At 63.9% G+C, this 14,488-nt stretch carries 12 protein-coding genes; 1 reads left to right on the top strand and 11 read right to left on the bottom strand.

Translation table 11 applies throughout. The features are described 5' to 3' along the window. Positions 1 to 31: 31 nt before the first annotated feature. The 9 genes from JY451_11270 to JY451_11230 form a co-directional block, all read right to left on the bottom strand. Positions 32 to 1,207 carry a CoA transferase gene (locus tag JY451_11270; GenBank protein QZH74268.1) on the bottom strand — a complete coding sequence of 392 codons (1,176 nt, stop codon included), beginning with the start codon at positions 1,205 to 1,207 and terminating at the stop codon, positions 32 to 34. Continuing rightward, the gene (dctP, locus tag JY451_11265; protein ID QZH74267.1) at positions 1,204 to 2,235 is read right to left on the bottom strand and encodes a TRAP transporter substrate-binding protein DctP; all 1,032 of its coding nucleotides are present in this window, start codon (positions 2,233 to 2,235) and stop codon (positions 1,204 to 1,206) included. Before dctP ends, JY451_11270 begins: the two co-directional genes overlap by 4 nt. After that, positions 2,232 to 3,518, bottom strand: a complete 1,287-nt coding sequence (locus JY451_11260) for a 2-hydroxyacyl-CoA dehydratase (GenBank protein ID QZH74266.1) — start codon at positions 3,516 to 3,518, stop codon at positions 2,232 to 2,234. The genes dctP and JY451_11260 overlap by 4 nt, the downstream gene beginning before the upstream one ends. Beyond that, positions 3,515 to 5,512 (bottom strand): CoA transferase, encoded by a 1,998-nt coding sequence (locus JY451_11255; GenBank protein QZH76692.1) that lies wholly within the window; start codon positions 5,510 to 5,512, stop codon positions 3,515 to 3,517. Before JY451_11255 ends, JY451_11260 begins: the two co-directional genes overlap by 4 nt. Before the next feature lie 86 nt (positions 5,513 to 5,598). Then, entirely contained in the window at positions 5,599 to 6,477 is an 879-nt protein-coding gene (locus JY451_11250; protein ID QZH74265.1) for a hypothetical protein, read from the bottom strand. Between the two features lie 3 nt (positions 6,478 to 6,480). After that, complete coding sequence (locus JY451_11245; GenBank protein QZH74264.1) at positions 6,481 to 7,833, bottom strand: TRAP transporter large permease; 1,353 nt, start codon at positions 7,831 to 7,833, stop codon at positions 6,481 to 6,483. Continuing rightward, positions 7,788 to 8,231 carry a TRAP transporter small permease subunit gene (locus tag JY451_11240; protein ID QZH74263.1) on the bottom strand — a complete coding sequence of 148 codons (444 nt, stop codon included), beginning with the start codon at positions 8,229 to 8,231 and terminating at the stop codon, positions 7,788 to 7,790. Before JY451_11240 ends, JY451_11245 begins: the two co-directional genes overlap by 46 nt. Before the next feature lies 1 nt (position 8,232). Further along, on the bottom strand, positions 8,233 to 9,342 hold the full coding sequence (locus JY451_11235) for a CapA family protein (GenBank protein QZH76691.1): 1,110 nt from the start codon (positions 9,340 to 9,342) through the stop codon (positions 8,233 to 8,235). Between the two features lie 29 nt (positions 9,343 to 9,371). After that, positions 9,372 to 12,077, bottom strand: coding sequence for a TonB-dependent receptor (locus tag JY451_11230; GenBank protein ID QZH74262.1), 2,706 nt, complete (start codon positions 12,075 to 12,077; stop codon positions 9,372 to 9,374). 136 nt (positions 12,078 to 12,213) lie between these two features. On the opposite strand from JY451_11230, the gene JY451_11225 reads away from it, so the two are divergent. After that, a complete protein-coding gene (locus tag JY451_11225) occupies positions 12,214 to 12,894 on the top strand; it encodes a GntR family transcriptional regulator (protein ID QZH74261.1) in 681 nt (226 codons plus the stop codon). Positions 12,895 to 13,161: 267 nt separating this feature from the next. Here JY451_11225 and JY451_11220 read toward each other — a convergent pair whose 3' ends face one another. Both JY451_11220 and JY451_11215 read right to left on the bottom strand, forming a co-directional pair. Further along, a complete protein-coding gene (locus JY451_11220; GenBank protein ID QZH74260.1) occupies positions 13,162 to 13,575 on the bottom strand; it encodes a RidA family protein in 414 nt (137 codons plus the stop codon). A gap of 57 nt (positions 13,576 to 13,632) precedes the next feature. Then, positions 13,633 to 14,016 carry an N-acetyltransferase gene (locus JY451_11215; protein ID QZH76690.1) on the bottom strand — a complete coding sequence of 128 codons (384 nt, stop codon included), beginning with the start codon at positions 14,014 to 14,016 and terminating at the stop codon, positions 13,633 to 13,635. Between the last annotated feature and the right edge of the window lie 472 nt (positions 14,017 to 14,488).

The following is a 14,488-nucleotide window of genomic DNA, read 5'->3' as shown; positions in this document are numbered from 1 at the left end:
GTCAGGATCGCGAATATCCAGCGAAGCAATGTCATCGGCCTTCTCCACTTCCCTCGTCGCTGTCGAGCCATTGCAGGATCGCTTCCCGATCCTGATCGAGGCGCGGAGGCGGCGCATCGGTGCCCGGCCCGCCCGGAGTCATCTGGAACCCGGCATTGGGCACCGCGACCTTGCCGTTCACCGGCGGCCCTTCGATTGCGATATCGAGCAGGCTGCCGGGGCGGCACAGTTGCGCGGCTTCATCCACCCGGCGGATCATGCCGCAGGGGATGCCCGCCTCGCTGAGCAGGGTCTCCCAATCGGCGGCATCGCGGGCGAGGAAGATCGCTTCCAGTTGCGCGTGCATGGCATCGAAATTGGCCCGCCGTGCATCGGCGGTGGCAAAGCGCGGGTCGCTCAGCCAGTCGGCGCGCCCGGCCAGCTCGGCAAAGGCAGCGAACTGGTTGTCCTGCACCACGCCGAGCGACAGGTGCCTGCCATCACGGGCGACGAACACCCCGGCGGTCGGCAATTCGCTATAGCCGGTATTGCCCAGCCGCTTGAGTGTGTTGCCGGTGGTGAGGAAGGGCGTGAGCGCGGACGTCATGAAGGCCATGCTCGCGTCGAGCATCGAGACATCGATGAAAGCGCCCTTGCCGGTGTGCTCGCGTTGCAGCAGGGCGCCGAGGATCGCCACCGCAGCGGTCTGCCCGGTGAGCGTGTCGACAATCGGGAAGCCGATCCGCACCGGTGGATCGCCTTCCGCGCCGCTCAACATCATCATGCCGCTGGTGGCCTGGACGATATTGTCGATCGCCGGCCAGTTGCGCTGCGGCCCGTCCTGACCGTAGCCCGATACCGAGCAGTAGACGATAGCCGGATTGCTCCTGCACACCTCTTCGTAGCTGAAACCCAGCCGTCCGATCACGCCGGGGCGGAAATTTTCCAGCAGCACGTCGCTGCGCGCGACGATCCGGCTGGCTATTTCGCGCTCAGCAGGGTCTTTCAGATCAAGGGCGATGCTCTTCTTGCCGACATTGGCAGCAATGAAGGCGGGGCTCATTCCGTCCAGTTCGCGATTGCTGCCGTAATTGCGGAACTGGTCCCCGCCCTTGCTTTCGATCTTGATGACTTCCGCGCCCATCAGCCCCAGCAGGTGGCTGGCGAACGGCCCGGCCATGACGTGGCTGAAATCGGCCACACGAATTCCGGAAAGCGGCTGCGTCAATTGTTCTCTCCACAATTCACCCGGTCACGCGCGACAAGGCTGTCCCGCGCCACGCGGTAGGCGCGCATTCCGTCGATGCCGAAGCGCGAGAGGCCGCGCGCGTTGGCTTCCCCTTCGCGCAAATACAGTTCGTCGAAGGCTTGCTGTTCGGCTTCGGTAGGAAAGGCATAGTCGATCCGGCCTTCGCCGGTATCGCGCCCGACCTGTTCCGAAGCCCTGATCTCGTCCGCCAGTGCAGCTTCCCATTCATTCGTGCTGCGATCGAGCAGGGCGCGTTGCCACGGGGCCAGCGCGTTCCAGCGCTCCGCCCCCATCGCCCGCGCAGGATAGGCCCCGCGCGGGATCTTGATCTCGTAGAAATGCCCGGCGACTTCGGCGAGGTGCAGCGAGCGGAAGGTATCGGCAGGGGCTACCACGCCGTCGATCACGCCCTTGGCCAGCGCCGAATAGACTTCACCCATCGGCAGGTTTATCGGGTCTGCGCCCAGATCGCGCAGCACCGGGAGCAGCTCGGTCGGGGCACGGATGCGCAGGCCGCGAAGGTCCGCAAGCTCGCGGACCGGGCGGCTCGTCGTCAGGATACCGGGGAGCAGTCCGCCCTGCACCGCCAGCACTTTCAGCCCCTCCAATTCGCGCTCCACCTGCGGCACCTCTGCCTCGAGGCAGCGATAGAGCGCGACCTGCGTTTCAACCGAATCAGCGCCGCTGTAAAAGCCCGTCTGCGTGCGCAGCAGGTGGGTGCCGCCGCGCACGTAGATCGGCGTAATCAGGCCAATGTCGGCAACCCCGTGGCGCAGTTCCTCCATCGACATATCCGCCGACAGCAGCGCACCCGACCAGATCGGCCGGATCACCAGCCGCCCCTGTGATTCCTCCTCGACAAAATCCATCCAGCGCTGGTCCGCGCGGCTGAACGGGTGCGAGGGCGGATAAGGCGTGGCGTAGGTCAGCTCGGTCACACCGGGCGGAATTTCGCGCGCACAGGCGGACAGCAAGAGCATCGCCAGAAGCGAGACGAGCAGCCTCATTCCAGCCCCTCCCGCCGCAGGAAGTCGGCCACCAGTTCCACCATTTCATCGTGGTTCCAGTTCTTTGCATCGACCATGTCCGCATCGATCATCAGCACCGGCACGCCCGCTTCTCGCAGCGCTTCGGCGGTCAGCCGCGTGCCCGATTGCGACAGGCGATTGTCCGGCGGCATCAGCACGACCGCCGCGTCGATCCCGCAGCGCCTGGCTTCGTTCGTCATCCACGAACTCATCCACGGCGGCAGGTGCAGCACTTCGTTCATGCTGGCGATCCGGCTGGCGAGCGCTTCCATCGGGCGGCCCTTCAAATCGCGGATATAGGCGGGTCCGGCGAAGGGCATGTACATCGACCAGACGAACACCGCGCCAAGGCTTTCCTCCAGCGACTGATAGAACCCCGGATCGTGCCACACGCCCGCGCCGATCCACATCAGCCGCAAGCGCTCGTTGCTCGAAGCGCCTTGACCCGAAGCGATCAGCTCGAGCACTTCGTCCCGGAACGACCTGGCATGGGCCACTGCCCAGTCCGAACCGCGGTGCCATTGCGGGATCATGGTGTTGGGCATTTGTTCGGCGATGGAGACCGGGCAGGGCCGCGCCGTGCCGATGGCCTGCGCGGCTTCCCAGATATAGCCTTCCTGCACGTTGATCTGTTCCATCAGGTGCTGGAACTTCGCTTCATCGAACCGGCGACCGGTGCGCGCTTCGAGCAGGGCGATCAGATCGGCCATTTCGCGCACCATGTGGCGGATGCGATCGGGCTGGTAGACCCGTTCCCAATCGCTGCGCGCATGGGTGAACCAGTCGGGATCCTTGTCGGTCCAGGCAGGAGCTTCCATCGGGAAGAACTCGCTGCCCAGCGCCTTCGACCATTGGCCGAACACCTGCTGGATGCAATCGCAGGTCAGCCGCGCCACCAGCACTGTCGGCTTCGGCAAACCGCCCCAAGGAGCGGTCGAAGGATCGTCTGCCAGCGTGCAGGCAAGGCCCAGCGAGCAATACTTGCAACTGTTCGCCGGATAGCCCTTCTCCACCATCGCGTCGAAATAGCGGGTCGAGAGCTGCTTGGCGGAAATGTAGGCGGACCACCACTGGTTGGTGATGATGGGGATATCCATCGCATGGAAAATCTCGTGCGGGGTATCGGCCTGCACGATCGCGTAAGGCTCGCGGTCCTCCACCACGCGGCGGCGCAATTCCTGCCCGAAAGCCTTCTGGTAGGAAGTGGCGGCAGAAGTGCAGGCGAGCGTCTTGCGGCTGCGCTGGCTGGCGGGCGTGTTCATCGGAAAATCCCCAGTTCATCCAACTCGGCAATCCGCTGCGGCGAAATTCCCGCGATGGCTTGCGCCACTTCATGCGCGTGTTCGCCCATTCCCGGCGCGCGATAGGGCTGCAATGTATCGCGCGAGAAGGCGATCGGCGTCGCCGTATGGCCGAACGGGCCGAGCAGCGGATGGTCGAGCATGGCGAGCGCGTGGCGCGCGGCGATCTGTGGGTCCTTTTCCATCAGGTCCTCGCAATCCTGCAAGGCACCGGCGGGAAGGCCTGCTTCCTGCAATTGCGCGGCAATGGCGTGATCCTCGCGGGTGGAAGTCCAGGCGGCGATATCCGCGCCCGTGATCGCCAGCAATCGCTGGTGTTCGTCCGCCGTGAAGGCGCTGATCGCCACCCAGCGGTCCTCACCGGCGGTCGGGAACACGCCCTGGAAATGCACCGCAGGATCGGCATTGCCCAGCCGCTGCGGTCGCTCGCCGCGCCGGGCAAGAGCAAGGAAATCGCGCATTTGCTGCACGCAGATCTCGTACATGCTGGCATCGATGTGGCAGCCCTGCCCTGTCTCGCGCCGGACCTGCAGCGCTGCCGCGACATGGCCCGCCATCACATAGGGGACGATCACATCGCCATAGGGAACCGCGCCGGGAATCACCGGGTCACCATCGGGAAAGCCCGTCAGGAAAGTGCGGCCCGAAAGCGCACCGCCAGTGCCGTCCACCCCCCATTCGCGCGCCAGCGGCCCGGTCTGGCCGTAGACGCTGCCCGATACCATCACGATGCCCGGCTTGCGCGCTTGCAGGCTGTCGAAATCGAGCCCGAGCTTGGCCATCGTGCCGGGGGAGAAATTCTCCACCACCACGTCCGCCCAGTCGATCAGCGGATCGAGCACTTCGCGCGCTTCGGGAGCCTTGAGATTCAAGGTCAACGATTTCTTCGAAGTGTTGAGATGCGCAAACCACGGCTTGTCGTCGAGACTGGTGGTGCTGGAAGCGGTCACCTGCACGTCCAACCGCGCCAGATCGGGGCGGCTGCGGCTTTCGATCTTGACCACTTCGGCGCCCATGTCGCCCAGCGTCTTGGTGGTGATCGATCCGACCAATGCCCAGGCGAAATCGAGCACCTTCACACCCGACAGCGGGCCCGGTCGTTCGCCAGTCTGGACTGCGGGAGCTTGCCTGGCCTGCGTGCCTTCGCGGATGACAGCGAAGCGTTCGGGCAAGCCTGAAGGCGTATCGAGAAAGTGGCGAGCGGCGAGATGCTGGTCCGCCAGCACATCGCCGGGCTCGTTGACAACGCAGGCATTGATCCCGCGCCGCTTGCCTTCGGTGGCAATATCGTGCCGGGTGCGGGTGGCAAAGAAGGCCGCCATTGCGCGTTCCCATTCCAGCCGGATCGCGGGATCGAGCGTCGAGCGGTTGTAGGCCTTCCAGTCCACTCCCGCCAGGGGATTGGGCAGTCCGGCCTCGTCGATCCAGTCGGACAGTGCCTCGTTGGCGGGCGCGCCCAGCATCCCGGTCATCAGCGCGTGGAAACACCAGCCGTCCGCCAGTTTCCAGATCACCTGCACTTTCGCCCGGCCGTAGGCGATGCAGCCGCCGGCGCGATCGAGCTTGCGGCGGTCGAATTGCCAGACCAGCACCCCGTTGACATTGCGGCTCATGGCGACCTGCTGCACCGAGACATCGACGTGCTGGCCCTGCCCGTGGGTGCCGCGCGCATAATGCGCCGCCATCGCTCCTGCGCCTGCAACCATGTCCGCATGGAAAATACAGGCATCGCCCGCTTCCTTGACCGGCATTTCGCCCGGCTCGCCGGTCAGCCGCAGCGCGCCGCCCATGGCCGAGGCGACGAGTTCGCCGCCCTTCCAGTGCGAACGCGGCCCGCCCGAACCGAACGTTGTGACCGATACGTGCACCGCGCTTTCCGGTATGGGCAGCGCCTGCGTCGCTTCCAGCCCGAGATCGTCGATCACGAAGCTGGCCTCGGCGAGCTCGCAGCCCATTTCCGCGCCAAGCGAAGCGAGGTAGCGCGCAAGCGGGCGCTCTGCCATCCCGCCCAGCACCGCGACTTTATGACCTGCCAGCGGCATCATGAGCCGACCTCCCGCAAGAAAGCTGTAATCTCGTCCGCCGCACCGTCCCGCGCCAGCCAGTCGCGGCGGGTGAGGATGAGGTGGGGGATACCGCTTTCGGCCAGCACCACGCGCTCTGCAGGAAGATGCCAGCACTGCGCCTCGTCTTCCTCGATCCGCCACACGACCACGGCGGATGGACGATGACGCTCGATCTTCGCGCGCAGCCGGTCGGCGGGATCGGTAAAGCTGCGCGATCCGGCATCCTGCGTGCTCAGGCGCTGCGCCAGAGCGGCGAAGGGATCGGCCAGATCACCAGCGAAGACTTCATTGCCTGCCATCCAGCTGTCTTCGAGCGTTTCTGCCACCGCCGCAAAGCCAGTCGCGCGTACCGCATCCGCCAGCCGCTGGTCGGGCGCCGGGGAACCGGTGACGAGGCACAGGGGGCCCGAAGGATGCGCGTCCGCACTGCTCTGCTTGCCATTCCCGCGCGCCATCTCCACTGCGAGTGCCGCTTCGTCCACCCCCAGCCGCACCGCCAGTTCGCGCAGCTTTTCGCCGGTGCGCAGCACGCTGCTGGCGCGCGTAATCTTGGCGACATCCAGCATCAGCGGCTCCGGCCCTTTCGCCAGCCCCCGGCGCTGCAATTCGCACAGATAGTAATATAGTCGCTGCGAGGTATCGTCGGCGCGGCTGAACAGCACGGCATCGAAGCGGTCGTAATCGCCGTCCAGCCAGTGCTCCACCACCGGGAAGGCCCAGGGGAAGAACTTGTCCTCCACCCAGCGCCCCGCCCGCTCGCAATGGCGGTCGGCGTCTAATGGCAGCGACCCGCCGTGGCATCCGGCAGCGCGGAGCAGAGCGTGGGGCAGATCGGGTCCGGCTATCGCAATCATCGGTCAGACTCCCAGGACGCCAGGCAGCCACATCACCATGGCCGGGAACAGGATAATCAGCAGCAGGTGGAACACGTCGCTGGCGAGGAACGGCGTCACACCGCGGAAGATCTGCGTGATCGAAACATCCTTTGCCACCCCTTGCATCACGAACAGGTTGATCCCCAGCGGCGGAGTCAGGAACCCCACCTCCATCGCGCGGACCAGGAAAATACCAAACCAGATTGCGCTCATCCCGACACCATCGACAATCGGCAGCAGGATGGGGGTCATCAGCAGCATCATCGCGAGCCCGTCGAGCACGGTGCCCAGCAGCAGGAGCAGGAGGGCGATCAGCACCAGCGTCCAGAATGTCCCCAGGCCCATGCCGGTGATCAGGCTTCCCAGCGTGTCCGGCAAGCCGGTGACCGCGATGAAGGTGCTGAACAGCAGCGCACCGAAGATGATCAGGTAGATCAGGCCGGTGGTTCGCAATGTCTCGCCGAACGCCTGGAAAAGCGCCTCACGATCGAGTTTGCGGCGCATGGCCGCAATCAGCAGCGCGCCCGCAGCGCCGATGGCGGCAGCTTCGGACGGGCTCATCCATCCCATCGCGATCCCGCCGATCACCAGCAGCACCAGCACCGCGATTTCCCAGATGCGTGACAGGGCGCGCAGCCGGTCAGCCCAGGGGGCCCGCTCACCGGCCGGTGCGAGCGCGGGGTTGAGGCGGACGAGGATGAAAATGACGATAGCGTAGAGCAGAGCCTGCGTAATTCCGGGGATGATCGCGGCAGTGAACAGCATCCCGATCGATTGTTCGGCGATGATCCCGAACACGATCAGCGCTCCCGAAGGCGGGATCATCTGCCCCAGCGTCCCGCCTGCGGCTATCGTCGCCGTCGCCAGCCCCTTGTCATAGCCGCGCCGGTGCATTTCCGGGTAGGCGACCAGCCCGACCGTGGCGGTTGTAGCCAGGCTCGATCCGTTGATTGCGCCGAACCCTGCGCAGCCGGCAATCCCGGCGTAGGCGAGCCCGCCGCGCCGATGGCCGAGAAACTTCGCCGCCGCATCAAACAGGTCGCGGCTGGCGTCGATGGAAAAGAAGATGTGCGCCATGAACAGGAACAGCGGCAGCGTTCCCAGTTCGTAACGGGTCATGGTGTCGATCACCACCACGCCGCCCTTGATCAGCGCTGCTTCGGGGCCGAGGATCAGCGCAAGACCGCCCACGCCGACCAGTCCGAGAACTGCGCCGATCCGGCCGCCCGCCAGCAGCAGGGCGAGCAGGATCAGGATGCCGAGGAGGCCGGTGGCAGGGGTCGCCAGGCTCACGTGCGCCTCCGCAGCATGTGCCACACCAGCAGCGCCGCGCATCCGGCAAGGCAGACATTGGCGATGATCCGCAGCACGGCCCAGGGGATGCCGACAATCTCACTTTGCTCGTGCCCGTACCACAAGTCGATCGCCAGCCACACCGAACCGGCCAGCAGGGCGATGACAAAAAGCAGGGAAAGCAGGTCCGATGCGAGATCGGCAAGCCTGCGCCCGCCGGCTCCCAGCCGCTCGACCACCAGCCGCACCCGCGCATGGGAGTCCTCCCAGGTCGCAATCACGATCCCGATGGCTGCGGAAACCAGCACGATGGCCTGCATCAGTTCGATCGATCCGGGCACCGGCAAGCCGACATTCCTGCCGATTACCGCCAGCGTATCGACCAGCGTTGCCGCCAGCAGCGCCAATCCGCCGATCCAGATGACAGTGTTTTTCAGCATGTCATGCCGCCTCGCACAGGCTGAAGTCTGCGCCAATGCGGATTGGGGGCAGGCCAGCGTCCAGCGTGATTTTCTCAATGTAATCGGCAATAGCGCGCGCCTGCGCCCCGGTCGCCAGCACCGGGCGGCCCGGAGCCTCGACATGGACCGGCACAATGCCCGCTTCCAGCCTGCCGTCGGGATGCCGCCGCAAGGTGCCGATGAAGGCATTGACCGCTTCGGGATGGAAGGGCGCGAGATGGTAGGCGGGGTCGGGCTCGAACCCGAACAGTTCACGCCGCCGCTGCGCCCATTCACGACGGGCGGGGTGAGCCTGATCGGGCGACAGCGCCGAGGTGACCACGCAGCCGTTGCCCAGCCCGTGAAACACCGGCCGACCGTGAACCACTTCGATCCCCCGCACGATATGGGCATGATGCGCCATCACTGCATCGGCCCCGCTCTCGATGGCGGCGCGGGCAATGGCACGTTCGTAAGGGGCTAGGCGCGCGGGTGTATGGACAAGGCCCTTGTGCAGCGACACGATCACCATATCGGTTTTGGCGCGCGCCGCAGCGATGTCATCGGCAAGAATTTCCACCGCCAAGGAAAGCACCGTTTCCAGCGGAGCCGTTGGCGAGACTGGCGAGCCGTCGCTGGTGCCGATAGGCAGATAGGCGCATCCCGCCCGCCCCTCAGTCGCCCATGCCGCTTCCGGCCCGACGCAATTGTAGCTCAGCAAGGCAATGCGCACACCCTTGCGCTCGACAATCGCCGGGGCACGCGCTGCCTGCAGGTCGGCTCCGGCCCCGGCGTGGAGCACGCCGGACCGGTCGAGACCGGCAATCGTGTCGGCAATTCCCTCCGCTCCGCAATCGGCAATGTGATTGCCCGCGAGGCTGACCATGCCGATCCCGGCGCGGGCCAGCGCGACGAGGTTTTCGGGCGGGGCACCGGGCGCAGGCACATCCCCCGCCAGTTCCTTGCCCCGCACCGTATGCGGCACTTCGAGATGACCGATAGCCAGATCACTGACCCGCAAATGCGGCGCGATACCGGACAGCCAGTGATCGGCGTCAGGTTCATCCAGAACCAGGTCGCCGACAAGGGCAATATCGATCAGCTTAACCATCATGCGACCCGAATGCGAGGACTGGAGGATTAGAAGCGAACCCTCGCGCCGATGGCAAACATGCGCCCGACAGGATTGGCCGCCGTAGCATCGTATCCCCCGCTGCCGTTGCCGCTTGGTGCCAGATTGACGTACGGCGGATCGACATCGAACATATTGCGCACTTCGGCGGTCAGTTCGAGGCTTTCCATCAGCGGCATATCGAGGCTGTCGGCCACCCGCCAGGTGATCGACAGGTCCACCGGAGTGTAACTGTCGACTTCCTGTTCAGGCGTGACGAGGTTGTTGGTGTAGCCGCCGACATGGGTGGCCATCAGCCGTGCGGTCAGCGGACCATGATCCCAGTTCGCCACGAACCGCGACTTGAAGCGCAATGGCTGGAAGATGATGTTCAGCTGATCACGCAAATCCGCCGCCGGGGCCACTGCCACTTCGTAATCGGTAAGATAGGTTCCGGAAGCGCTCAGTCGCAGCAGGTCGTCAGGACCGAGATCCATTGTGTATGCGATGCTGAAATCGATACCACGGGTGACCGATTTGCCCAAGTTGCGCGAACGACCATCGACGAACACGTCGATATTGCTGAGGCTGCCGCCCGGAAACGCGCCGAGAACTCCGACGCCCTGCCCGATCAGTTCGGTAATGCGATCCCGCGCCGCCTGCCCGCGCAGGATTACACTGGTGCCATCGAACTGGTCCTCCTGTCCGAGGATGGTGAGGTTGGAGAGATTGGCGCTTACCTGATTGTCATAGGCCACGTCGAAATAGGTCAACGACAGCAGCAGATCGTCGATCGGCTCGAAATCCGCGCCGAAGGACCAGGTGGTCGCAGTCTCGGGGCCAAGTTCAAGGTTCGGCCCGGACAGCGCCACGCCCACCAGCGGTGCGCCGCCGGCCGGATTCTGGTAATTCTGCACGAACAGGTTGTTGCTGTTGCCGTAGATTTCCGGAAGCGTTGGCGCGCGGAACGATGTGCCGTAGCTGCCGCGCAGGGTCAGCCGGTCGAACGGCATCCAGTTGATGCCGAACTGGGGATTGGTGGTATCGCCCGCATCGCTGTAGCTGTCGTGGCGGATGGCCGCGACCAGCTCAAGCTCTTCAAACCCCGGCCGGGCATTGCCGCCGCCGAAGATCGGGACCAGCATTTCCGCGTAGAACGAATCCACCTGACGCCCGAACACGCGGGTGACAATCGGATTGGTTGGCGCACCGCGCGCAGAGCCGAGCGCGACTTCGAAGTCCTGCCGCTCATAGCCCACTGCAAGGCGAACCTCGCCACCCGGCAGATCGAACAGCGGCCCACTCGCGCCCACTTCGTAGAAGGTCAGTTCGCCATCGGTGGGTGCGAGGAAAATCTGGTTGAAAATGCCGTCCAGCACCGATTGCTGGGTGCGCCCGCCGCCATAAGGATCAAAGGCGGTGGCGGGATTGCTGCTGGCCAGTGCGGCATTGAGCGCGGCATTGTTGGTGCCATCATAGCTGCCCGAAAAATCGCTGGTTTCTCCGTAAGCGAACAGTCCCTCGATCTCCCAGTCGAACGGCAGTTGCACCCGCAGCCCCGGCGAAATCTGCCAGCTTTCCGCAGAGCCGCCGGACTGGGTGAATGGAACATCGCCCGCGAAGCTGTAGTCGATCTGGTAGCTCGTACCGGTGAAACCCGGCGGACGGACGAAGAAGGCATTGGTTTCGGGGACGGTCAGCCGCGCCGAAGGCTGTGAATTGATGCGGCGGAAATTCCGCTTGGAATAGAAGCCGTCGTAGAACACCTCGAGCCAGTCGGTGATCTCGAAGGTGCCGGTGCTGTTGACCGAATCGTAGCTTTGCTCCGGAATCAGGTCCTGGCCGATCAGCGCGTCACAACGGTTGGCCGTACCCGCCTGAATCGCTCCGGCATTCGCCTGCGTATACTGCGCGGGCAAGGCGTAGGTGACCGTGCCAAGCAGCAGCGTGCCGGGCGAGCAACGGTTCACCCGATAATCGTTGCCGCCGAACGGCGTCTGGTCGGAAACGAAGAAATCGCGATCGTCGCCGCTCAGGTTGGAGCGTTCGACATGCTCGTAGGCGATCATGAACTGGCCACGATCGAACTGGATTCCGGCGGCTGCCCCGGCGGACCACTCGTCAAAGGCCCCGTCCTCGGCACTGCCGTAGCGGGCGAAGGCTTCTACGCCATCGAGATTGCGGCGCGGGATGATGTTCACCACCCCCGCCACTGCGTCCGAACCGTAAATGGCGGAGGCTCCGTTGGCGACGACTTCGACGCGCTCGACACCGAGGGTGGGCAGGACCGAAGGATCGGTCGAGCGGCTGTTGTTGACCACCCGGTGGCCATCGATCAGCACCAGCGTGGAGTAAGGCCCGATGCCGCGCAGGTTCACGCTGTTGCCGTAAGTGATGTTGCCCGAACCGCCCGCCTGGCCGCGGGAATTTTCGGAGACACCCAGATCGAAGACCTGGGGCAGTTCGCGGATGATCCGGTCAATCGTAACATTGCCCGAGGCGGTGATCTCGTCGCGGCCCAGCACTGTTGCTGTCGCGCCGACCGGTGCGCCACCTGTACTGACACGACTGCCTGTCACGACGATGCGCTCGGCCGTCTCATCGTCAGCAGGAGCCGGCACCGCGTCCTGCGCCAGCACAGCCGTGCTGCCCAGGAGGCTGGCTGCGGCAATTGCGAAAACCGATGTCGCCCGCTGCAAAGCGGCACCGCGCTTCAGTTCCGAATTCACCAACATCACTCTCTCCCATTACAAACCCCTCTGCGGGGGCGTTGCCCAACGCCTGCCGTTTTCGCCAGAAGCGCGCGCCATGCAATCGAAACTTCGACAACGAGATTGTTGACAATATTGTTGCGTGTTTTAGGTTGGGGTTATGGAAGACGCTGTTGCAGAACTTGCGCGTAAAGGGCCCACAGGCGCCGAGATCGCTGACTGGATTCGTTCGCAGATCCGCGCGAACCGGCTGGTACCTGGGCAGCGGCTCGTCGAAGTCGATATCATCCGCCAGACCGGGGGCAGCCGGTTCAAGGTCCGCGAAGCCTATCAGCGCCTCGCTGCGGAAGGGCTGCTCGAAATCGAGGAGTACCGAGGTGCCCGCGTTCGGGGTGCCTCGATGAACGAAGTGCGCCAGCTATACCGCGCCCGTGCCGCGCTGGAAGGCCTGTGCGCCGCCGATTTCGCTGAATGCGCTACAGAAGAGGAGCGCGCGCGACTCGAGGAAATCGCGCGCGGCATGGAAGAATGCGTGGAAAGCGAACGGCCGGAAGAGTTCGGTCGGCTGAATTCCGAATGGCACCAGCTCATCATGCGGGGTGCGGGCAATGATGTGATCGAGGAACTGGTCAAGCGGCTGAATACCCCCGTCCACCACCTGCTATTCGGCACTTTTTATCGCGGCGAGCGCCTACGGGAAGCGGCACGCGACCACCGCAGAATCCTCGCCGCGATCCGCTTACACGACGGCGCCGCAGCCGAGCGCGAAATGCGGGCGCATGTCGAAAATGGTCTGTCATTCCTCAGCGAACTCGATCGCGCAATGCACTACAGTGATTGAAAGCGGCGCTGGCCCAGGGCTTAGGCAGTACAGGAATCGTACCGTGTGCATCGAGGCTGTTGAACTCTTGCTCGAGCCCGTCCTCGGCCGGCTTGCGGGTATAGACCGCGCGGCACAAAACCTGTGTGAGCAGCTTTAACGCCGCGCCGTTTCGGAGTCAGCTCTTCATTTATGTTCAAGAAGATCGTAACGCCTTTCATCACCCTCACCTTGCGAATAACGAAGGCGCAGCATGCATTGGAGCTCCGGCAACTTGCGAAGCACCTTTCAAAAATCGAGATGATCAGGGGCTTGCGGAATCCGGGCGATGACCTTGATCTCGAAGTCGAAACCAGCCAGCCAGTTCACGCCGACAGCTGTCCAGTTCGGATAGGGCGGATTGCGGAAATAGCGGCGCTTTACATCCATGATCGTATCAAACTGATGTTCAGGATCGGTGTGAAAAGTGGTTACATCGACAATATCGGTGAGTTCGCACCCTGCAGCGGCAAGGACCGATATCAGGTTGGTGAACGCTCGCTCGACCTGCACTTCAAACTCAGGCTCCGGCGTGCCATCATCGCAGCTGCCGACCTGTCCGGAAACGAAAAGAAGACTGCCGGAGCGGATGGCGGCGGAATAGCCGTGCTTTTCGTACAGTGCGTGCCGATTGGCGGGGAAAATGGCCTGGCTGGTGCGCATGGGAAGTCCCTTTTTGCTTAGTAGAGTTGTGCAGTACGGCCTCGCTGAGTTCCTCAATCAAGGAGTCGACGCAGCTTTCCCCGTCATACCGGCTCGGTGGAGAACATCCTGTAGCTCAGGGTTCCGATCGATCTGCGCCTTTGCAAAGGGGCAGAGCGGAATGATCGCGAACCCTTCGCTGCGTGCATCATTGACGGCCTGTCGGACCATTCTTTCGCCGACCCTGCGCCCGCGCAACGCATCGGGTACATCGGTATGATCGATGATAACGAGCGTTTTGCTGGCACGGCTGTAGGTCATCTCGGCTTCGACGCCGTCGACAATCATATGGTAGCGCCCTTTCGAGGCTCCATCCTCTCGTTGAACAGGCTCGTCGGGTAGTGGTGCCTTGTGCTTTGCCGATAAGGAATCCGCTGGTCGCACGATAGCTGGCCGCCCCATTACACATTCCAGCGTGTCGCGGTCCCAGCGGCCGAGATCTGCTGCGGCTTCATAGGTCGAATTGAGAAAGGCCAGCAGTGTAGCATCGCCATCCTGCGCCGTCTGGACGGCATCGTAGGGCAGAATGAATTCAGACAGTTGCGCATGCCAGAACGCGGCATCGGGCTGCACAGACGCAGCTCCGTAGCCGTTCGGCGCCGGATAGGCATAGGCGTAGAAGGCGGGATAATCGATGCCGCCGCCGCCCGGCCAAAAGCCTGCCGATGAGACCTCGCGGTCATAGGCTTCCTGGGCCACGTCGTCCGGCAAAGCAGGAATGCCGCCGGGGTGGAGCGGCGCGCGCCGCCCCGAAAAGCGGGTGACGGCTAGGTCCAAGGCGCCCCAGAAGAGATGAACGGGACTGGACTTGCCGAGGAACGAAGTCCGGAACCGATTAAAGACCTTGTCGACCGACACGAGTGCCTGATGGTAG

It is taken from the genome of Erythrobacter sp., from assembly GCA_019739335.1.
In the GTDB taxonomy this organism is placed as follows: domain Bacteria; phylum Pseudomonadota; class Alphaproteobacteria; order Sphingomonadales; family Sphingomonadaceae; genus Alteraurantiacibacter.
The sequence above is the reverse complement of the archived record's forward strand: the minus strand, read 5'-3'. Positions and strand labels throughout refer to the sequence as shown.